Raw genomic sequence first — 18,725 nt, forward strand, 5'->3', positions numbered from 1 at the left:
TTTGTGGAATTGTATTTCTACTCATTTATCAATATGCTCAAATGTTTGTTGCCTTAAAACAGAATGACTATGTCAAAAAAATCATTTTAGGCCTATCGAAAACAGGTATAGCCATTTCAAGTCTAAAATATTTTATGATAACGATTATAATGGTTATCTTATTGACATTTATCATGACTGGACAAATAGAGTTATTGTATATTGGTCTTGCTTCTTTAACGGTTTTAATGATGTCAATAATAATAAGTTTCAGAAAATTATCTGATAGATACACTCAAATTCTAAAAGGAGATGACTAATGACAATTGAAATTGTGAATGTTACAAAAAAATATGGCTCAAAAGAAATATTTACAGATTTAAATTTAACCTTTGAAGCTGGGAAAAGCTACGCCTTGATTGGCGGTTCGGGTTCAGGTAAAAGTACCTTGCTAAACATTATAGGAAGGCTAGAAAAAATTGACAGTGGAAAAGTGTTAGTTGATAAACAGGATATTTGGAAAACAAAAGAAAGAACCTATTTTAAAAATACTATTGGGTATGTATTCCAAAATTATTCTTTGATAGAAAACAAAACAGTATATGATAATTTAAAACTCCTCAATAAAGACAAAAAGATTATATCTGAGATACTTGAAAAAGTAGGCCTTTCTACGGACTATTTAAAACATAAAATATATGAATTGTCTGGGGGACAGGCTCAGCGTGTAGCTATTGCAAGAATGTTAATGAAACCGCGTAAAATTATTTTAGCGGATGAACCTACAGGAGCCTTGGATAGTGAGATTGGGAATGAAATCATCAACTTATTATTGAGTGAAGCAGCCAAGAATAATTATGTTATTATAGCAACGCATGATCCAGCTGTATATAGTAAAGTTGATGTTATCGTTGACATAAAAGATATAGGAAGTCAGGCATGAAAAAGAAAATTTATATTAGTTTGCTACTAGTCATTGGAATACTCGCAATCGTCTTAATTGGCAAACAAGTGATTAAAAAAGAAAATCCCAATAAACCTTCGGTGGATTTAACAGTCTATACAATCTCTTCGAATGATACCGAAAGATGGGATAAGATAAGGCAAGTAGAAACAGAAGATGCTGTCTATCTAATATCTGTCAAAGAAGTAGCATCTTCAGAAGAAGTGTTTTCAAATATTATTGCAGATGGCACTGCTATGGGGTTTGGGGTTAGCGAAGAAGAAGTTAAACAATTTAACAATAATTTAGGAACTACTGTAGTAGATGCTAAAAATAATAAATTGATTGGGATAGAATTCTTCACTTTTTCTGATGATGGCAAGGGATTTTCAGTAGCGAATTTTGATTACGGCAAAAAAGAGTTTAATAATCAAAAAAAAGAAAAGAAAGAGTTCTATAAAAAACTATACGAAGCGTTTAAAAAATAATTTATGATGACACGACAAACGCATAAAGACAAAAGTTCCAATAAATTTTTGAAATACAAATAAATCTTATGCTCTGATTGGGCCGTCAGGTTCAGGAAAAACAACGTTATTAAATGCAATCGCCCGTCTAGAAAAGCCTAATAACGGCAAGGTCTTACTGAATAATAAAGATATTTGGGCTATGAAAGAAAGAGACTATTTTAAAAACTATCTGGGTTATGTTTTTCAAAACTATGCTTTGGTGGAAGAGGAGACAGTCTGGGATAATTTAAAAATGTTAGCAGGTAAAGCAGAAGTGGCTACTACTTTAATGAAAGTAGGACTGGATGAGTCATTCCTTAACTCTAAAATTTATGAACTTTCAGGTGGTCAGGCTCAGCGTGTTTCGGTTGCCCGACTCTTGCTCAAAAAAGCCAAGATTATTTTGGCTGATGAGCCGACAGGAGCGCTTGATCGGCAAACCGGTCAAGCTATTATAGAATTGTTGTTAAGTCTGGTTGCACCAGATACGGTTGTAATTTTTGCCACTCATGATCCCAATGTGTTTAAACAAGTTGATATTGTTATTGATGTTACACAAATCTGATCTTGATTGAGCTCATTTGTCAAAGGTAGCTGCAGTTTTACTTTCCTCTTTTTTCCTTGCTGTCTTATATATAAAAAGCGAACGCAATCTTTACTTGTCAGTTCTCTTTCATAATTTTCATAATAGTGCGACTATATTTCTTGTTTCATAGAAAAAATTCCTTGGTTTTCTAACATCCAAGGAATTTTATTTAGTTATCCTTTCTGCATCCAAATCTTTTCCTTGATAAAGATGCGTAATTCATAGAAAAGCATAAAGAGGGTGGAGATGAGGAAGCCAGCCATAAAGATATGGTGCAAGTAAGCGAAGGCACCAATATAAACCAAGATGGAAAAAAGGTAGAGGATGACTAAATAATGCCATTTTTTGGCCTTGCTATCTTCGATAACCTTTTTCTCCAAGCGCTCATCCTCTTTGATGAGTGTGTCCAGACTGATATCAAACTCCCGACTGATAGAGATGAGATTTCCAATATCAGGGATACCTTTTTCGCTTTCCCAGCGGGCAATGGCAGAGCGGGAAACCTTGAGCCTTTCTGCTAAGGCCTCCTGAGTGAGTTGATTTTGTTGACGAATGTCTTTGAGAACTTGTGAAATTTTCATGATGATCTCCTTTCTTCAAATAAAATTATTTAGATAATTTCCTTTTTTCATCTTTATTATAAAAATAATGAAACCATTTGCCAATAGCATTTCCCTAACAATCCAGTTATTCTGCATAACACCAGTCCTTCTTAAAAGTTTTCCACAGCATGTTGACAAGTTTGTCAAGTAGCTTGACAACTCTATTTATTTCCTGAAATGAAAATCAACTTTTTTTAGATTTTTTGTGATAAAATAAAGCCAATTCCGAATAGTAAGGTAGGAGGTTCTATGAAAGCAGAAATTATTGCTGTGGGCACCGAGATTCTGACAGGTCAGATTGTCAATACCAATGCCCAATTTTTATCTGAAAAACTGGCGAGTCTGGGGATTGATGTCTATTTTCAGACAGCTGTGGGGGACAATGAAAACCGTCTCCTCTCTGTTTTGGAAATTGCTCAAGGACGTAGTAATCTGATTATCCTGACAGGTGGCTTGGGGCCAACAGAGGATGATTTGACCAAGCAGACCTTGGCTAAGTTCTTAGGACGTGAGCTCAATTTTGACTCACAGGCTGTGGAAAAGCTAGATCGCTTTTTTGCTAGCCGACCAGATTACGCTCGAACACCCAATAATGAGCGTCAGGCTCAGCTGGTCGAAGGCTCAACTCCGTTACCAAATGCGACCGGCTTAGCTGTCGGAGGCTTGTTAGAAGCAGACGGAGTGACCTATGTAGTCTTGCCTGGCCCGCCTAGCGAGCTTAAACCTATGGTCAATAATGAGCTGGTTCCCCTCTTATCCACAGGTCAGAAATTATACTCACGGGTGCTGCGTTTCTTTGGTATCGGCGAGAGTCAGCTAGTGACTATTTTGTCAGAGATGATTGAGCAGCAGAGTGACCCCACCATTGCTCCTTATGCAAAGACAGGGGAAGTTACTTTGCGATTGTCCACCAAGGCCTTGAGTCAGGCAGAAGCGGATGCTAAGTTCGAGGCTGTGGAAAAGGAAATTTTGGAACATAAGACTTTTGAGGGACAGCCCTTGTCAGAGATTTTCTATGGTTACGGGGATGACAATTCTTTGGCACAGGTGGCTTTTGAGTTGTTGAAGAGTCAAGGGAAGACGATTTCGGCGGCGGAGAGTCTGACAGCTGGTCTCTTTCAGGCGACTTTGGCTGATTTTGCTGGGGCCTCTTCCATTTTTTCAGGTGGCTTTGTCACCTACAGCATGGAGGAAAAGAGCCGGATGCTGGATATTCCGTTGGGAGACTTGGAGGAGCATGGAGTTGTTTCAGCTTTTACGGCAGGGAAAATGGCAGAGCAGGCTAGAAAGCTGACCGAAAGCGACTTAGCTGTCAGTTTGACAGGTGTGGCAGGCCCAGATTCACTGGAAGATCATCCTGCAGGGACCGTTTTTATCGGTTTAGCTAGTGCTTCAGGAACGGAAACTATTAAGGTCAATATTGCTGGACGCAGTCGTCGTGATGTGCGGAAAATTGCTGTTCTGCACGCCTTCAACCTAGTACGAAAAACTTTATTAAATAGCTGAATTTTGGTATAATTAACAGATGGCCAAAAGATATTTTAGAAAAAATAGGAGAAATAAATGGCAAAGAAACAAAAAAAATTAGACGAAATCTCAAAGAAATTCGGCGATGAGCGCCAAAAAGCCTTGGATAATGCTCTTAAAAATATTGAAAAGGACTTCGGTAAGGGAGCCATTATGCGTCTTGGCGAGCGGGCAGAGCAAAAGGTTCAAGTCATGAGTTCTGGCTCTTTAGCCTTGGATATTGCTCTTGGTGCTGGTGGTTATCCTAAGGGACGGATTATTGAAATCTATGGTCCGGAGTCTTCTGGTAAGACAACCGTTGCTCTTCACGCAGTTGCTCAAGCACAAAAAGAAGGTGGTATCGCAGCCTTTATCGATGCTGAGCATGCTTTGGATCCATCGTACGCAGCTGCTCTAGGTGTTAATATTGATGAGTTACTGCTGTCTCAACCGGATTCTGGAGAGCAAGGACTGGAAATTGCCGGTAAGTTGATTGATTCAGGTGCGGTGGACTTGGTGGTTGTGGACTCCGTTGCAGCCCTTGTACCGCGTGCAGAAATCGATGGCGATATCGGCGACAGCCATGTCGGCTTGCAGGCTCGGATGATGAGCCAGGCTATGCGCAAACTGTCTGCTTCTATCAACAAAACGAAGACAATTGCGATTTTTATTAATCAACTGCGCGAAAAAGTTGGTGTTATGTTTGGGAATCCTGAAACAACACCAGGCGGCCGTGCACTGAAGTTCTATGCTTCTGTCCGTCTGGATGTCCGTGGCAATACTCAAATCAAGGGAACTGGTGATGAGAAGGATACCAATGTTGGTAAAGAAACCAAGATTAAGGTTGTTAAAAATAAGGTAGCTCCGCCATTTAAAGAAGCTTTCGTGGAAATCATGTATGGAGAAGGTATTTCTAAGACAGGTGAGTTGATTAAGATTGCGACTGATTTAGATATCATCAAAAAAGCGGGTGCTTGGTACTCCTACAATGATGAAAAAATCGGGCAAGGTTCTGAAAATGCTAAGAAGTACTTGGCTGATCATCCAGAAGTCTTTGACGAAATTGACCGTCAGGTTCGTGTACGCTATGGTTTGATCGAAGGCGATGACTTGGCAGAAGCAGTTGGCAGCAAGGCTGAAAGCCCTGTGGAAACGATGGAAGAAGTGACTCTGGATTTGGACGATGCCATCGAAATTGAAGAGTAATTTTGTAAAATAGGTCGCAAGACCGATGGTTTTTGTGATATAATAGACTACGATATTAGTATCGTGTAGCGAAAGGAGTACTTACATGATCACAATCTATACTGTCTCAAGTTGTACTAGTTGTAAAAAAGCAAAAACCTGGCTAAACGCTCATCAATTAACTTATAAAGAACAAAATTTAGGCAAAGAAGGCATCACCAAAGAGGAACTTTTGGATATTTTAACCAAAACAGAAAATGGTATCGCGAGCATTGTTTCATCAAAAAACCGCTATGCTAAAGGTTTGGGTGTTGACATTGAAGAGTTGAGTGTCAACGAAGTTCTTGACATCATCATGGAGACCCCGCGTATTTTGAAAAGTCCCATTTTAGTGGATGATAAACGTCTCCAAGTTGGTTACAAAGAAGATGATATCCGTGCTTTTCTGCCACGTTCTGTTCGCAATGTTGAAAATGCAGAAGCTCGTCTGCGGGCAGCTCTCTAATCTTTGAATATAACTGAAAGAGTCGGGAAGAGAATCTCGGCTCTTCTTTTTGTTCGGGTTGACAGAGGCTTTGGCGACTGGATGGATTGACAAGGAGCAGAACTGTGATACAATATCTCTGAGGAGGATGGAAGATGAAGAAAATTTTATTAGGACTGGGATTGAGTGTTGCGTTGTTAGCAGGCTGTGGACATAAAAAGACAGAGACGAATTCGAATGCGGCTGACAAGAAAGAAATCAGCAATAATCTGCCTATCATTGATAATGCCAAGCAGCAGGAAGTGATTACTCGGACGCTTGTTTTTCCAAAGGATGAACGAGGAAACCAGCAGAGCCAGACAGTGACTTATCAGGGAGAGCATTTTAAACGCTTGGTTATTGAAAGGCTGACCGCGACTGATAATGAGATGAAAGAAGCTATCAAGCAGATGGGACTGGAGGAAGCGCAGAAGTCGCTCAATGAGTCACTGGAGCAGGATGCAGACTATGTGCAGGCTCGTGGACTTCAAGGCTTTAGCGGCTCAGTGACAATTTTGAATGAGAACGAGCTGAAAATGACTTCTAGCTATGATTTTGAGAGCCTAGATATCGAAAAAGCAGCGTCTATGCCTTATTTTCAAAATCTCAAGCTCAAAGAAATGATTAAGCTGACGCCAGAAGAATATATCAACAATCTCCTGATGAATGGAGCAGAAGAGCAGAAATAAGCTGCTCTTTTTTATTACATTTTAATGACAGAGTGACAATCAGTTTGACAGCGCCATTTTTATAATGATATGATAAAATCAGCTCAATATTGAAGGAGATAAGACATGAGAAAATTAATTGTCTTTTTGCTGGCAGCTTTGGCAATCTTAACAGCCTGCAGTCAGCAGTCAAATAACAGTTCATCCTCGCAGGGAGGGGCTGGAAAAGGAGATATTGTCACTAAGTCCTATAAAACTGAGAAGCAATTAGAACATGGTAAAGAAACCAGGATCTTAACCGTCAGCTACAGCGGACAGAAGTATGATAAGGTTATTCTGCATGTCAGCAAGGCAATTCCCGACAACATCAAGGAAGCTCTTTCAAAACAGGATGTTTCCACTGTAAAGAAGGAAATGCTGTCTTTGATTGAGGAAGCACTGGGTCTGAAAGAGGCGGTCAATATCACCGGTCTTGACTTGAAAACAGATATGACAGCGGAAGAGATTTCTCTGGAGATGACTATCGATCCGGAGAATCTAGACTACGAAGCAGCCAAAAAGCTTCCAAACTACGCGCAGCTGTTTGAGCAAATCGAGACCCTGACTCCAGAAGAATTGCTCAACAAGTTTAAGGGAAGCGACGGCGTGGAAGTGCCGGCTTCAAATTAGCAAGTTTCCATCCAGTTCTCTGAAGAGAGCTGGATTTTTGCTGGATTTCAGAGTCAGTCTTCGGATAAATATTAGCTAAAGTTTATTGAAAAATTAAGGAAATTCGGGTGAATTAAATTTGTGAAAAGCCTATAATTATGCTATAATAGGGATATTCTAAAGAAAGAGGGTGTAATTGTGGGATTTACAGATGAAACAGTACGTTTTAATCTCGATGATTCAAATAAAAAGGAAATTAGCGAGACTTTGACCGATGTCTACAAGTCGCTCAATGAAAAAGGATACAATCCAATCAATCAAATCGTGGGATACGTACTCAGTGGTGATCCTGCGTACGTACCTCGCTATAACAATGCCCGCAATCAAATCCGCAAATACGAGCGCGATGAGATTGTTGAGGAGTTGGTTCGTTATTATTTGAAAGGACAAGGCGTCGATCTCTAATGAGAATTATGGGATTAGATGTGGGCTCGAAAACGGTTGGGGTTGCCATTAGTGATCCTCTTGGTTTTACGGCTCAAGGACTGGAGATTATTCCGATTCATGAAGAAAAGGGCGAATTCGGCCTAGAGCGCTTGGGCGAGCTGGTGAAAGAGTATAAGGTTGATAAGTTCGTTATTGGCCTACCTAAGAACATGAACAATACCAGCGGGCCTCGAGTGGAGGCTAGCCAGGCTTATGGTCAGCGTATTACTGAGCTTTTTGGTCTACCGGTTGACTATCAGGATGAGCGCTTGACGACTGTGGCTGCTGAACGCATGCTGGTGGAGCAGGCGGACATTAGCCGCAGCAAGCGTAAGAAAGTTATTGATAAGCTGGCGGCGCAGCTGATTTTGCAGAATTATCTGGATCGGAATTTTTAGAAAAGAAATGAAGGAGACACTAGTATGACACATGATCATAACCATGACCACGAGCATGAAGAGCGTGAATTAATCACCTTGGTTGACGAGCAAGGGAACGAAACTTTATTTGAAATTCTTTTGACCATTGACGGCAAGGAAGAGTTTGGCAAGAATTATGTTCTTTTGATTCCGGCCAATGCGGAAGAAGATGAGAATGGTGAAGTAGAGATTCAAGCTTATTCCTTTACCGAAAATGAAGATGGTACAGAAGGCGACCTGCAGCCAATCCCAGAAGACTCAGATGCTGAATGGGATATGATTGAAGAAGTCTTCAACAGCTTTATGGAAGAGTAAGACTGGCCTAGTCTCGTTTCCAGAAATGGACAAGTGCGGGCGAAAAGCTAGCTGAACTTGACAGATGAAGGAAGTAGCCAAGGCTCGGTTATTTTCCATCTCATATCATAAACATTAGAAAGAGGAGCGAGTTGCAATTCAGATTTGAATTCTGCTTCGCTGCTCTTTTTTGGGTAAGAAAATGAATGAAATTGAAGAATGGCTGAATAGCCGAATTGGTCTAAACTTTCGTTCGGGTCTAGGGCGGATGCAGCGGGCTGTAGCTCTTTTGGGGAATCCTGAGCAGAGCTATCCAACGATTCATGTAACTGGTACAAATGGCAAGGGCTCTACTATTGCTTTCATGCGTCAGCTGTTTGCGGGGCATGGTCGCAAGACAGGGAGTTTTACCTCGCCTCATATGATTAGTATTCACGATCGAATTTGTATTAACGGTCAACCGATTGCTCCAGCTGATTTTATCCGTCTGGGTCAAGAGGTGCAAAAGATGGAGCAAGAACTGCTCAAAAGTCATGACCAGCTGTCCTATTTTGAAATTCTGACCTTGATTGCCTTTCTCTATTTCAAGGAGCAGGAAGTGGACATAGCCCTAATTGAGGTGGGGATCGGCGGACTCTTAGACACGACTAATGTCATTACGGGAGATATTGCGGTCATCAGTTCTGTGGGCTTGGACCATCAGGAGACTCTGGGAAGGAGCTTGACGGCGATAGCAGAGCAAAAGGCAGGGATTTTCAAGCCGGGGCGACCAGCGGTCATCGGACCCCTGCCAGAGGAAGCGCGATTGCTTTGTGAACAGCGAGCTCAGGAGCTGGGAATAGAACTCTATCAGTATAGTCGCGATTTTTCTCTGGCAAATCAGACTTTTTCCAATTCGACTATGACCCTATCCAATCTTGAACTGGGCCTCAAGGGAGGGTATCAGGAGGAAAATGCAGGGCTGGCTCTGCAGGCTTTCCTGCTCTTCATGCAGCAGCAAGGCTGGGAAATAGATTCTGCTAGGATTCGGACAGCCTTGCAGGAGACTCGTTGGGCTGGGCGCTTGGAAGAAGCCAGTCCAGGTATCTATCTTGATGGGGCCCATAATCTTCCTGCGCTGGAGAGGTTAGTAGAGTTTATCCAAAGCCAGAATGACAAAGAGTGCCTGCTTCTTTTCGGTGCTCTCAAGCGTAAGGACTATAGCGCTATGCTGGCTTATCTGCGAGAGACTCTGCCAGATGTTCAGTTGACGGTTACTTCCTTTTCTGATGGAGATTCCCTTGGTCAAGCTGAAGCGGAAGGCTTCTTATACATAGAGGATTATCAGCAGCTTATTCAGAATTTTCAAGAGAGACAAAACGCTAATCAACTGCTTTTCATTACGGGCTCTCTCTATTTTATTGCAGAAGTCAGAGCTTATTTGACAAGTTTATAAATTGACCGCCGGAGTCCTGCTTTGTTACAATAAAGATAGAAGAAAAAGGAGAATAGTATGGCAATTTCTAAAAAGTTAATGTTTTCAGGTCTAACTGCTGTGGCTGTTTTGACTTTGACAGCTTGCGGCTCTAATCAGAACCAGACGGCACCTTCCCCTCAGTTTCAGTCAGTCGCTTCCAGCAAGACAGCAGAGTCTTCGTCGGTAGCTAGCACGTCAAGTGCGGCCAATAACAGCTCATCTGCTTCAGCGTCTTCTTCCGAGCAAGCAGCCAATGGTGAGCTGGATGGCAGCTATCAGACAAGTCATGAAGGCGATCAGCTGACCTTACAGATTTCAGGAACTACTGGCCAGCTGACCAAGGTCGAGCCTGATGGTGATCAGGAAATAGAACAGGTTCAAATTGATGCTACCAACCAGACTATGGTCATTGGGGATGATGTCAAGCGCTATCGCATTGAGGGCAATCAGCTGACAATTGAGGATCTTTCCCAAGAGCCTTATGGTGATGACACACTGGTCTTTACCAAACAATGATGAAAGAGCCCTGTCTTAATAGGGCTTTTCCTTTTATCAGCTGCGGAAAGGGGGTGAAGGTCTGAGGCAGAGCAGTTTTCAAAAGCTGTGCTTGGATTTTCATCCACCAGAAATACAGTTTGCATTGATATAAACGTTGTTTTAAGGCGCTTTTACTGCTATACTAGAATATATGCAATGAGATAGGAGAGTGTATGACTTTCAGGAAATTCCGCTTATTAATGTCAAAATACGGTTTCAGCATTATTATCATGCTATTGGAGCTGGTCTTTGTCTTTGTTGCGTTTTTCTATTTTAATGAGATTGCACCCAACTGGCTGTCAGTGGCGATGATTGTTTTCCTGTATATTGGGACCATTTTAGCGATTGTCAACCGCAATATGCCACCGGAGAGCAAGGTGACTTGGCTTTTGATTGCCGTGGTGCCGGTCTTTGGCTTCCTGCTCTATCTGATGTTTGGTGAGCGACGGTTGTCTAAAAAGGAAATGATTCAGCTGGAAAATATGGACTCTATGAAATTTCGTGAGGACAACAGCTACGATCTTCGTGTCCAGCTGAAAAAGAAAAACAAGTCAGCCTACGGTATTATCAAATCACTGCTGAGTATGGACAATAATGCGGATGTCTATGACGGTACAGCTTCTCGTTATTTTCCTATCGGAGAGGAGATGTTTGAGTCCATGCTGGCTGATCTGCGGGCTGCTGAGAAATTCATTTTTCTGGAATTTTATATCATCGATGAAGGGCTGATGTGGGACAGTGTTCTGGAAATCTTGGTTGAAAAAGCTGCGCAGGGCGTTGAAGTAAAACTGCTCTATGATGATATTGGCTGCATGGCCACTTTGCCTGGTGATTATACGCGTAAGCTCCGCAAGATGGGCATCGAGGCTTATAAGTTTAACAAGGTGATTCCGCGGATGACGGTATCCTATAACAACCGTGACCACCGCAAGATTTTGGTCATTGACGGTCAGGTCGGCTACACTGGCGGCATCAATCTGGCTGACGAGTATATCAATCATATCGTTCGTTTTGGTCACTGGAAAGATGGCGGTGTGCGCTTGGAAGGTCGGGCGGTCAAGGCTCTGACGCGGCTCTTTCTCATGAACTGGTACATCAACCGCGGGGAAATCACAGACTTTGACAAGTACCATCTGGAAAATAAAGCTGTCGAAGGCAAAGGGCTTTACATTCCCTATGGAAGCGGGCCTAAGCCTATTTATAAGGGTCAGGTTGGCAAAACAGTCTATCAAAATATCATCAGTCAGGCTACGGACTATGTCTACATTACCACGCCTTATCTGATCATTGACTACGACCTGACGGAGGATATCAAGAATGCTGCTATGCGGGGAGTGGATGTCCGCATCGTGACTCCTTTCATCCCGGATAAGAAGCTGATTCAGATTGTTACCCGCGGAGCCTATCCGGATCTGATAGAAGCGGGAGTTAAGATCTTTGAGTACACACCAGGGTTTATCCACAGCAAGAATGTGGTGGCCGATGATGAATTTGCCGTGGTAGGGACGATTAACTTTGATTACCGCAGTCTGGTGCACCACTATGAAAATGCAGTCCTGATGTACCATACGGAGAGTATCCCAGCTATCAAGGAAGATTTTGAAGCCATTTTTGAGGCTTCTGAAGAAATCCTTCCTGAAAATCTTGATAGCAGCTGGTATCGTCGCTTTATCAAAGAAATCATGCAGCTCTTTGCCCCTATGCTCTAATGCCAGAGGTGAACAAGTTCTGCAGAAATATACAGAAAATCTGAGGCGGAAGTCTCAGATTTTTTTGTATGTGCTTTTGTTAATCGTGCTGAGATGTGTTTTCCCCTTTTTGCTTTTATATAGGGATGGATTTTTGCTCTGTTTTTACGAATGTAAAAAATAAAGGAATTTTTTAAGATGATAATGGAGAAAATTTCCAGTCAGCCGCTTGCTTATGAAACGAGAGAATACCGCTGTTTTCGGGAACTGGAGGAGCTGGCTAGAAGCTATAATGCTCAGAAGAAGAGTCAAGAGAAAGCTGACAGGAGGACAGGAATTTGATATACTAGATGGGACTGATATCAAGGAGAATATTTTATATGCATGATACAACGGAAGAAAAAGTTTTAGAGGTTTCAGAGGAGCAGCTGACTAGGGCTGAAAGGTCTGAGCAAAAAATTACCAAGCCAGAGCCGACGCCCTATTTTTTGACGCTCTTGTGCAGTTTGGCTATCAGCTTGCTGAGTGTGGTCAATCCATTTTTAACCAATCTAGCAACGAATTTACAAAGTCAGAACCTCTATGCCGGCTGGGCCATGACTCAGGGGCAGGTGCCTTATTCGCAAATATATGGGACTAGTGGTCTGCTTTATTATCTGATGGCTTGGACCAGCAGTCTGGCTTTTGGACAGCTTTTGTGGATGGTCTTTCAGACGCTGGCTCTGTGGCTGGCTGGACTTTTCCTGCACAAGACCTTGGTGATCTTACAGCCTAAACAGGATTTATCGCGCAGTCTCTTGCTGCTCTTTTACCTGCTAGCCTTTGCCCTTGGATTTGGCGGTCTTTACTCTAGTATTTTTGTCCTGCCCTTTATTTTTTGGAATCTATCTTTCTTGGTGCGCTATCTGCAGGATTCAATCAAGGATGAAAAGTTCATTTTATATGGAGCTTTTGGAGCTCTTGCTTTTATGATTGATCCGGTTTCCAGCCTAGTCTTCTATTCTTTGACTGCTCTGGTGCTTTTGGTCTACAATATCGCAGCCAAGCGTGCGGCTCGAGGCTTCTATCAGCTTTTAGCTGGTCTCTTTGGCTTCTCAGTGATTTTTTATCCTATCGGCTACTTTACTGTTGCCAATCAAACCTTTGGCCAGGCTATCAGTCAGGTGACCTATGCTTGGGATTCCATCAGCTTGATTGGCAGTCATAGTCTTTCTAATTTGATTTATTATGGCTTGCTGACGGTCGGTCTAGGTTTCATTTCTGCTTTGGGTATCAATCTCTTTTCAAGAGAAAAGGGGCAAGCAACCAGCCTACGCGTCTTGCGCTTTATCGGTCTGCTAGGGCTCTTCATTACTGTCTTTGCTGCTCTTATCCTGCCAGATCAGGGCAGTTATCAACTGCTTCCTGCCCTGCCTTTTGCCATGATTCTTTTTGCTTTGTGGTTTAGTAAAGGCAAGCAGCAGGCACCAGGGCGTCACCGCCGGGATCGCCGTCGTCCTACGATGTGGACTTCCTATCTCTCAGGCCAGTTCTTTCTGCCACTCTTAGCCATCTTTTATCTGATTGGCTATCCTTTGGTGAATGAGTATATCCTTTCCAGCGGTGTCTCTGCTGAAAGAAGTGAAGCGGCTCAGTATATTAAGGAAAAGACCAAGGACGGGGACACTATCTATGCTTGGGATACCTCAGCTAGTCTGTATCAGAAGAGCGGCCGCCTATCAGCTGTTTCTCTTTTGTCTCCAACTTTGTATGTGGGAACGGCTGAAAATCGTTTGGGTCTTCAGAATGGACTGGAAAACAGTCAGCCCAAGTATATTTTGGTTAACAATGATGTCAAACTGCTGTCGGATGTGAAACAGCTAATTTCCAAAAATTATAAGGAATCTGACCTCAAACTCGACCATTTCAAGCTTTATCAACTTAAATAGTAAAAAATCAATATGTTGTGTCTAAAGTTAAAAATTAACTTTTTTTACACAACATATTGATTTTTAATTTTAACGTGCTATAATGAGACTTGTATCGACTTATTTAAAAAATACTGTTCTTTGGATGAAGAGCTATCGGAGAATTCCTAGAAATATCTCCCTAGCTATCTGGTCTGAAGAGGCTTTATTTGTCCTAAGGGCAGGAAAAGGAAGTGTTCATGATGATTTTACGGGAAGAGAAGTTTGAAACTGCTCCAGCGATTTATGTGGAGAAGCGGGACGGCCGCAGGGTGGCTTTTGATGTGTCAAAGATCTATAAGGCTATGGTACGGGCAGCTCAGGAAGTCGGTCCGCTGAATCCGATGCTGGAAGCCAAGCTAGAAGCTATCACAGACCGCATTGTGGCAGAAATCAGCAGTCGCTTCGCTAAGTATGTCAAAATATATGAGATTCAGAATATCGTTGAGCATGAGCTTTTAAATGCCAAGGAATATGCTATTGCGGAGAACTACATTACTTACCGCACCCAACGGGATTTTGAGCGCTCAAAAGCGACTGATATCAACTTTACCATTGACAAGCTCCTCAACAAAGATCGTACGGTAGTCAATGAGAATGCCAATAAGGACAGTGATGTTTTCAATACCCAACGGGATTTGACAGCTGGGATTGTTGGCAAGTCCATTGGGCTTAAGATGCTGCCGCCTCATGTGGCCAACGCCCACCAGAAGGGGGACATCCACTACCATGATTTGGACTACAGCCCTTATACACCGATGACGAACTGCTGTCTGATTGACTTTGACGGCATGCTGAAAAATGGCTTCAAGATTGGCAATGCAGAAGTAGAGAGTCCCAAGTCTATCCAAACTGCGACAGCGCAAATCTCACAGATTATTGCCAATGTAGCTTCCAGCCAGTATGGAGGTTGTTCGGCCGACCGAATTGACCAAGTCTTGGCGCCCTATGCCAAGCTTAATTACCAAAAGCATCTCAAGGATGCGGAGCAATGGGTTTTGTCGGATAAGCAGGAAGAGTACGCCTGGGCGAAGACCAAGAAGGACATCTACGATGCCATGCAGTCGCTGGAGTATGAGATCAATACTCTCTTTACCTCTAATGGTCAGACTCCTTTTACTTCGCTGGGCTTTGGTCTGGGCACCAATCGTTTTGAGCGGGAAATTCAGAAGGCCATTCTCAATATCCGTATCAAGGGACTGGGAAGCGAGCACCGCACAGCAATTTTCCCTAAGCTGATTTTCACCCTTAAGCGTGGGCTCAATCTCGAGCCAGGAACGCCTAACTACGACATCAAGCAACTGGCTCTGGAGTGTGCCACTAAGCGCATGTATCCAGATGTGCTTTCCTATGACAAGATTATCGACTTGACTGGATCGTTCAAGGTACCGATGGGCTGCCGTTCTTTCCTGCAAGGCTGGAAGGATGAAAATGGTCAGGAAGTCAACTCCGGCCGTATGAATCTAGGTGTCGTTACTGTCAATCTGCCGCGGATTGCGCTTGAGTCCGAGGGGGATCTGGATAAATTCTGGGAACTCTTTAACGAGCGGATGAATATCGCTGAGGACGCTTTGGTCTATCGAGTGGAGCGGACCAAGGAAGCCAGTCCAGCCAATGCGCCGATTCTTTATCAGTATGGGGCTTTTGGCCAACGCTTGGGCAAGTATGATCAAGTTGACCAGCTCTTTACTCACCGTCGTGCGACGGTTTCCCTAGGTTATATCGGTCTGTATGAAGTGGCAGCAGTCTTTTACGGCGGTAATTGGGAGACCAATCCTGAAGCCAAGGACTTTACGATTGCCATTGTCAAAGATATGAAGCGCCGAGTGCAAGAGTGGTCAGATCAGTATGACTATCATTTCTCTGTTTACTCGACGCCATCTGAAAGTCTGACCGACCGTTTCTGCCGTTTGGATACAGAGAAGTTTGGGGTTGTTCCGGATATTACTGACAAGGAATACTATACGAACTCCTTCCACTACGATGTGCGCAAGAATCCAACTCCTTTTGAAAAGCTGGACTTTGAGAAGATTTATCCTGAAGTAGGAGCCTCAGGCGGCTTTATCCATTACTGTGAATATCCTGTGCTGCAGCAAAATCCCAAGGCACTGGAAGCTGTCTGGGACTATGCCTATGACCGAGTTGGTTACTTAGGTACAAATACACCGATTGACCGCTGTTACAAGTGTAACTTTGAGGGGGACTTCACGCCGACCGAGCGGGGCTTCACCTGTCCAAACTGTGGCAACAGCGATCCTAAGACGGTCGATGTGGTCAAGCGGACCTGCGGTTACTTAGGAAATCCGCAAGCCCGTCCAATGGTCAATGGCCGACATAAGGAAATATCAGCTCGGGTCAAGCACATGAATGGCTCGACTATTAAGTACGAAGGAAATTAAGATGGGAAAGTATCAATTGGACGACAAAGGAAAGGCTCAGGTGCAGCGTTTCCATGAAAAACATTCGCAGGGCGGCAGCGGTAAGAAAGAGCGATTGGCCAAACTGCGTCAGCAATTTTTAGAAAAGAACAAGAAAGAATAGAAGTCAGAGTGGGGCGCAAGGCGGTCTCACTCTCTTCGTATCAGGAGGAAGTATGGAACTGAGACGACCGAAGCTAGAAGACAAGGAAAAGATTTTAGAGATGCTGGCTGACTTTGAAGCAGCTGGTAGCCGACAGGATGGCTTCTTTGGCGGAGCGGATTTTGTCTACGAGGACTGGTTGGAGACGATTCAGCTAGCTGAGGCAGGTCTAAGCTTGCCAGAAGGGTTTGTGCCTTACATCCAACTAATCTCTTTTGCAGCGGATGGTCAGGCTGTGGGCTTTCTCAATCTGCGCTTGCGGCTCAATGACTATTTGCTCCAAGAAGGCGGGCATATCGGTTATAGTATCCGTCCTTCTGCGCGTGGGAAAGGATTGGCAAAAGAGCAGCTGCGACAAGGCTTGCAAGTAGCCAAAAGTAAAAATATAAAACGAGTCCTAGTGACTTGCGATAGTGACAATGAAGCCAGCCGAGCAGTGATTTTAGCTAATGGCGGAGCTTTAGAGGATATTCGAGCTGGGAAAGAGCGTTACTGGATTGATCTTGATTAAGGAGGGAACATGGAGCTAAGAAGACCAACTTTGGAAGATAAAGATGCGATTTTAGAGATGATTGCTGAGTTCGATGCAGCAAAATCCTATATGCACGGTGGCATGGGCTCCACTTGGAAACGAGCAAAGGATTATGAGGATTGGTTACAAATGGTGAGACGACAGGAAGATGTGGCAAACTTGCCAGCAGGTTGGGTTCCTGCCATCCAATTTTTATCCTTTGATGAGACCGGCTTGCCTCTGGGATTTTTAGCTCTGCGCTTGTCCTTAAATGACAAATTATTTGTGGAGGGCGGGCATATTGGTTATTCTATCCGCCCCAGTCAACGCAGAAAGGGCTTGGCTAAGTTGCAGCTAGAGTTAGGGCTGGCAGAGGCTAGAAAGCAAGGATTAGAACGAGTGCTGATTACCTGCGATGAAGACAACGAAGCCAGCCGCCGCACGATTCTCTCTGCTGGCGGTGTTTATGAAAATACAATCGACAGAAGTCAGCGCTACTGGATTGATGTCAATTAAGGAGGGAGCATGGAGCTAAGACGACCAACTTTGGAAGATAAAGACGCAATTTTAGAGATGATTGCGGAGTTCGATGCTGCAAAATCTTATATGCATGGTGGCATGGGCTCCACTTGGAAGCGAGCAAAGGATTATGAGGATTGGTTGAAAATTATAGAACAGAAGGAAGATGTGGCAAACTTGCCAGCAGGTTGGGTTCCTGCCATTCAATTTTTGTCCTTTGATGAGACTGGCTTGCCTTTGGGGTTTTTAGCCCTGCGCCTATCCTTGAATGACAAATTATTTGTGGAGGGTGGGCATATTGGCTATTCTATCCGGCCCAGTCAACGCAGAAAGGGCTTGGCTAAGTTGCAACTAGAACTAGGACTAGCAGAGGCTCGAAAGCAAGGATTAGAACGAGTGCTGATTACCTGTGATGAAGACAACGAAGCCAGCCGCCGCACCATTCTCTCTGCTGGCGGTGTTTACGAAAATACAATCGACAGAAGTCAGCGCTACTGGATTGATTTGGAGGATGAAGATGAACAATCCCAAACCTCAAGAATGGAAAAGTGAGGAGCTGAGCAAGGGGCGAATCATTGACTATAAGGCCTTTAACTTTGTAGATGGCGAAGGCGTCCGCAACTCCCTCTATGTCAGTGGCTGTATGTTTCACTGTGAGGGCTGCTATAATGCCGCAACTTGGTCCTTCAACGCTGGCATTCCTTATACCCAAGAACTGGAGGAGCAGATTATGAAAGACTTGGCGGAACCCTATGTGCAGGGGCTGACCCTCCTAGGCGGCGAGCCTTTTCTCAATACAGATATTCTCCTGCCCTTGGTCAAGCGGATTCGGAGAGAGCTTCCAGATAAGGATATCTGGTCATGGACGGGCTACACCTGGGAAGAGATGATGCTGGAAACGGAGGATAAGCTGGAGCTGCTGAGTCTGATTGATATTCTGGTGGACGGCCGTTTTGACCTTAGCAAGAAGAATCTCATGCTACAGTTCCGTGGTTCCTCCAATCAGCGCATCATTGATGTGCAGAAGTCCCTTCGGTCAGGTCAGGTAGTCATCTGGGACAAGCTAAATGATGGCCTTCAGGCCTATGAGCAAGTTGACAGGGATAAGATGCTTTAAAAACTAAGCAAAATACTGATATA

22 protein-coding genes and 2 pseudogenes are annotated in these 18,725 nt (G+C 43.6%); 23 read left to right on the forward strand and 1 reads right to left on the reverse strand.

The window, feature by feature from the left end; all coding sequences use genetic code 11:
• From K4H96_RS06485 to K4H96_RS06500, 4 genes and pseudogenes are all read left to right on the forward strand, one after another.
• Positions 1–299, forward strand: a pseudogene (locus K4H96_RS06485) (ABC transporter permease); the annotation flags it as partial.
• Positions 299–922 (forward strand): ATP-binding cassette domain-containing protein, encoded by a 624-nt coding sequence (locus K4H96_RS06490; protein ID WP_002922687.1) that lies wholly within the window; start codon positions 299–301, stop codon positions 920–922. The pseudogene K4H96_RS06485 and the gene K4H96_RS06490, both read left to right, overlap by 1 nt.
• Complete coding sequence (locus K4H96_RS06495; RefSeq protein WP_011837641.1) at positions 919–1,410, forward strand: hypothetical protein; 492 nt, start codon at positions 919–921, stop codon at positions 1,408–1,410. The genes K4H96_RS06490 and K4H96_RS06495 overlap by 4 nt, the downstream gene beginning before the upstream one ends.
• Before the next feature lie 58 nt (positions 1,411–1,468).
• Positions 1,469–1,996: pseudogene (locus tag K4H96_RS06500) on the forward strand (ATP-binding cassette domain-containing protein); the annotation flags it as partial.
• 194 nt (positions 1,997–2,190) lie between these two features.
• Here K4H96_RS06500 and K4H96_RS06505 read toward each other — a convergent pair.
• Positions 2,191–2,598, reverse strand: coding sequence for a helix-turn-helix domain-containing protein (locus K4H96_RS06505; RefSeq protein WP_223337796.1), 408 nt, complete (start codon positions 2,596–2,598; stop codon positions 2,191–2,193).
• Between the two features lie 270 nt (positions 2,599–2,868).
• On the opposite strand from K4H96_RS06505, the gene K4H96_RS06510 reads away from it, so the two are divergent.
• The 19 genes from K4H96_RS06510 to nrdG all read left to right on the forward strand — a co-directional run bounded on the left by K4H96_RS06510 (position 2,869) and on the right by nrdG (position 18,702).
• Complete coding sequence (locus K4H96_RS06510) at positions 2,869–4,125, forward strand: competence/damage-inducible protein A (protein ID WP_223337794.1); 1,257 nt, start codon at positions 2,869–2,871, stop codon at positions 4,123–4,125.
• Positions 4,126–4,182: 57 nt separating this feature from the next.
• Positions 4,183–5,331 (forward strand): recombinase RecA, encoded by a 1,149-nt coding sequence (gene recA / locus K4H96_RS06515; RefSeq protein WP_223337792.1) that lies wholly within the window; start codon positions 4,183–4,185, stop codon positions 5,329–5,331.
• An 85-nt stretch (positions 5,332–5,416) separates the two neighbouring features.
• A complete protein-coding gene (gene spx / locus K4H96_RS06520) occupies positions 5,417–5,815 on the forward strand; it encodes a transcriptional regulator Spx (RefSeq protein ID WP_002894078.1) in 399 nt (132 codons plus the stop codon).
• Positions 5,816–5,949: 134 nt separating this feature from the next.
• Positions 5,950–6,522, forward strand: a complete 573-nt coding sequence (locus K4H96_RS06525; RefSeq protein ID WP_223320475.1) for an SP0191 family lipoprotein — start codon at positions 5,950–5,952, stop codon at positions 6,520–6,522.
• A 105-nt stretch (positions 6,523–6,627) separates the two neighbouring features.
• Positions 6,628–7,170: a hypothetical protein gene (locus K4H96_RS06530; RefSeq protein WP_002907743.1), complete on the forward strand. Its 543-nt coding sequence runs from the start codon at positions 6,628–6,630 to the stop codon at positions 7,168–7,170.
• A gap of 177 nt (positions 7,171–7,347) precedes the next feature.
• On the forward strand, positions 7,348–7,614 hold the full coding sequence (locus K4H96_RS06535; RefSeq protein ID WP_002894075.1) for an IreB family regulatory phosphoprotein: 267 nt from the start codon (positions 7,348–7,350) through the stop codon (positions 7,612–7,614).
• Positions 7,614–8,033: a Holliday junction resolvase RuvX gene (ruvX, locus tag K4H96_RS06540; protein ID WP_125406494.1), complete on the forward strand. Its 420-nt coding sequence runs from the start codon at positions 7,614–7,616 to the stop codon at positions 8,031–8,033. The genes K4H96_RS06535 and ruvX overlap by 1 nt, the downstream gene beginning before the upstream one ends.
• 24 nt (positions 8,034–8,057) lie before the next feature.
• Complete coding sequence (locus tag K4H96_RS06545) at positions 8,058–8,369, forward strand: DUF1292 domain-containing protein (protein WP_002894073.1); 312 nt, start codon at positions 8,058–8,060, stop codon at positions 8,367–8,369.
• 181 nt (positions 8,370–8,550) lie between these two features.
• Complete coding sequence (locus K4H96_RS06550) at positions 8,551–9,783, forward strand: bifunctional folylpolyglutamate synthase/dihydrofolate synthase (protein ID WP_223337791.1); 1,233 nt, start codon at positions 8,551–8,553, stop codon at positions 9,781–9,783.
• Between the two features lie 57 nt (positions 9,784–9,840).
• A complete protein-coding gene (locus tag K4H96_RS06555) occupies positions 9,841–10,320 on the forward strand; it encodes an SP_0198 family lipoprotein (protein ID WP_223337790.1) in 480 nt (159 codons plus the stop codon).
• Between the two features lie 194 nt (positions 10,321–10,514).
• Complete coding sequence (gene cls / locus K4H96_RS06560; RefSeq protein WP_223337789.1) at positions 10,515–12,050, forward strand: cardiolipin synthase; 1,536 nt, start codon at positions 10,515–10,517, stop codon at positions 12,048–12,050.
• A gap of 177 nt (positions 12,051–12,227) precedes the next feature.
• Positions 12,228–12,371 (forward strand): hypothetical protein, encoded by a 144-nt coding sequence (locus K4H96_RS06565; RefSeq protein ID WP_223337787.1) that lies wholly within the window; start codon positions 12,228–12,230, stop codon positions 12,369–12,371.
• 38 nt (positions 12,372–12,409) lie between these two features.
• Positions 12,410–13,957, forward strand: a complete 1,548-nt coding sequence (locus tag K4H96_RS06570; RefSeq protein WP_223337786.1) for a heme transporter CcmD — start codon at positions 12,410–12,412, stop codon at positions 13,955–13,957.
• 221 nt (positions 13,958–14,178) lie between these two features.
• Positions 14,179–16,374 carry an anaerobic ribonucleoside-triphosphate reductase gene (nrdD, locus tag K4H96_RS06575; protein ID WP_223337872.1) on the forward strand — a complete coding sequence of 732 codons (2,196 nt, stop codon included), beginning with the start codon at positions 14,179–14,181 and terminating at the stop codon, positions 16,372–16,374.
• 1 nt (position 16,375) lies between these two features.
• The gene (locus tag K4H96_RS06580) at positions 16,376–16,516 is read left to right on the forward strand and encodes a hypothetical protein (protein WP_002911455.1); all 141 of its coding nucleotides are present in this window, start codon (positions 16,376–16,378) and stop codon (positions 16,514–16,516) included.
• A 52-nt stretch (positions 16,517–16,568) separates the two neighbouring features.
• Positions 16,569–17,066 (forward strand): GNAT family N-acetyltransferase, encoded by a 498-nt coding sequence (locus K4H96_RS06585; protein WP_223337785.1) that lies wholly within the window; start codon positions 16,569–16,571, stop codon positions 17,064–17,066.
• A gap of 9 nt (positions 17,067–17,075) precedes the next feature.
• Positions 17,076–17,582 (forward strand): GNAT family N-acetyltransferase, encoded by a 507-nt coding sequence (locus K4H96_RS06590; RefSeq protein ID WP_002911460.1) that lies wholly within the window; start codon positions 17,076–17,078, stop codon positions 17,580–17,582.
• 9 nt (positions 17,583–17,591) lie between these two features.
• Positions 17,592–18,137 (forward strand): GNAT family N-acetyltransferase, encoded by a 546-nt coding sequence (locus K4H96_RS06595; RefSeq protein ID WP_002916698.1) that lies wholly within the window; start codon positions 17,592–17,594, stop codon positions 18,135–18,137.
• Entirely contained in the window at positions 18,103–18,702 is a 600-nt protein-coding gene (gene nrdG, locus K4H96_RS06600) for an anaerobic ribonucleoside-triphosphate reductase activating protein (protein ID WP_223337783.1), read from the forward strand. The genes K4H96_RS06595 and nrdG overlap by 35 nt, the downstream gene beginning before the upstream one ends.
• Positions 18,703–18,725: the final 23 nt, after the last annotated feature.

Source organism: Streptococcus sanguinis (assembly GCF_020729765.1).
In the GTDB taxonomy this organism is placed as follows: Bacteria; Bacillota; Bacilli; order Lactobacillales; family Streptococcaceae; genus Streptococcus; species Streptococcus sanguinis_Q.

What these genes read in the sequence shown, in the direction of transcription:
- K4H96_RS06490 (WP_002922687.1), top strand. Translation starts at nt 299, where the DNA reads ATGACAATTGAAATTGTGAATGTTACAAAAAAATATGGCTCAAAAGAA.
- K4H96_RS06495 (WP_011837641.1), top strand. Translation starts at nt 919, where the DNA reads ATGAAAAAGAAAATTTATATTAGTTTGCTACTAGTCATTGGAATACTC.
- K4H96_RS06505 (WP_223337796.1), bottom strand. Translation starts at nt 2,598, where the DNA reads ATGAAAATTTCACAAGTTCTCAAAGACATTCGTCAACAAAATCAACTC.
- K4H96_RS06510 (WP_223337794.1), top strand. Translation starts at nt 2,869, where the DNA reads ATGAAAGCAGAAATTATTGCTGTGGGCACCGAGATTCTGACAGGTCAG.
- recA (WP_223337792.1), top strand. Translation starts at nt 4,183, where the DNA reads ATGGCAAAGAAACAAAAAAAATTAGACGAAATCTCAAAGAAATTCGGC.
- spx (WP_002894078.1), top strand. Translation starts at nt 5,417, where the DNA reads ATGATCACAATCTATACTGTCTCAAGTTGTACTAGTTGTAAAAAAGCA.
- K4H96_RS06525 (WP_223320475.1), top strand. Translation starts at nt 5,950, where the DNA reads ATGAAGAAAATTTTATTAGGACTGGGATTGAGTGTTGCGTTGTTAGCA.
- K4H96_RS06530 (WP_002907743.1), top strand. Translation starts at nt 6,628, where the DNA reads ATGAGAAAATTAATTGTCTTTTTGCTGGCAGCTTTGGCAATCTTAACA.
- ruvX (WP_125406494.1), top strand. Translation starts at nt 7,614, where the DNA reads ATGAGAATTATGGGATTAGATGTGGGCTCGAAAACGGTTGGGGTTGCC.
- K4H96_RS06545 (WP_002894073.1), top strand. Translation starts at nt 8,058, where the DNA reads ATGACACATGATCATAACCATGACCACGAGCATGAAGAGCGTGAATTA.
- K4H96_RS06550 (WP_223337791.1), top strand. Translation starts at nt 8,551, where the DNA reads ATGAATGAAATTGAAGAATGGCTGAATAGCCGAATTGGTCTAAACTTT.
- K4H96_RS06555 (WP_223337790.1), top strand. Translation starts at nt 9,841, where the DNA reads ATGGCAATTTCTAAAAAGTTAATGTTTTCAGGTCTAACTGCTGTGGCT.
- cls (WP_223337789.1), top strand. Translation starts at nt 10,515, where the DNA reads ATGACTTTCAGGAAATTCCGCTTATTAATGTCAAAATACGGTTTCAGC.
- K4H96_RS06565 (WP_223337787.1), top strand. Translation starts at nt 12,228, where the DNA reads ATGATAATGGAGAAAATTTCCAGTCAGCCGCTTGCTTATGAAACGAGA.
- K4H96_RS06570 (WP_223337786.1), top strand. Translation starts at nt 12,410, where the DNA reads ATGCATGATACAACGGAAGAAAAAGTTTTAGAGGTTTCAGAGGAGCAG.
- nrdD (WP_223337872.1), top strand. Translation starts at nt 14,179, where the DNA reads ATGATTTTACGGGAAGAGAAGTTTGAAACTGCTCCAGCGATTTATGTG.
- K4H96_RS06580 (WP_002911455.1), top strand. Translation starts at nt 16,376, where the DNA reads ATGGGAAAGTATCAATTGGACGACAAAGGAAAGGCTCAGGTGCAGCGT.
- K4H96_RS06585 (WP_223337785.1), top strand. Translation starts at nt 16,569, where the DNA reads ATGGAACTGAGACGACCGAAGCTAGAAGACAAGGAAAAGATTTTAGAG.
- K4H96_RS06590 (WP_002911460.1), top strand. Translation starts at nt 17,076, where the DNA reads ATGGAGCTAAGAAGACCAACTTTGGAAGATAAAGATGCGATTTTAGAG.
- K4H96_RS06595 (WP_002916698.1), top strand. Translation starts at nt 17,592, where the DNA reads ATGGAGCTAAGACGACCAACTTTGGAAGATAAAGACGCAATTTTAGAG.
- nrdG (WP_223337783.1), top strand. Translation starts at nt 18,103, where the DNA reads ATGAACAATCCCAAACCTCAAGAATGGAAAAGTGAGGAGCTGAGCAAG.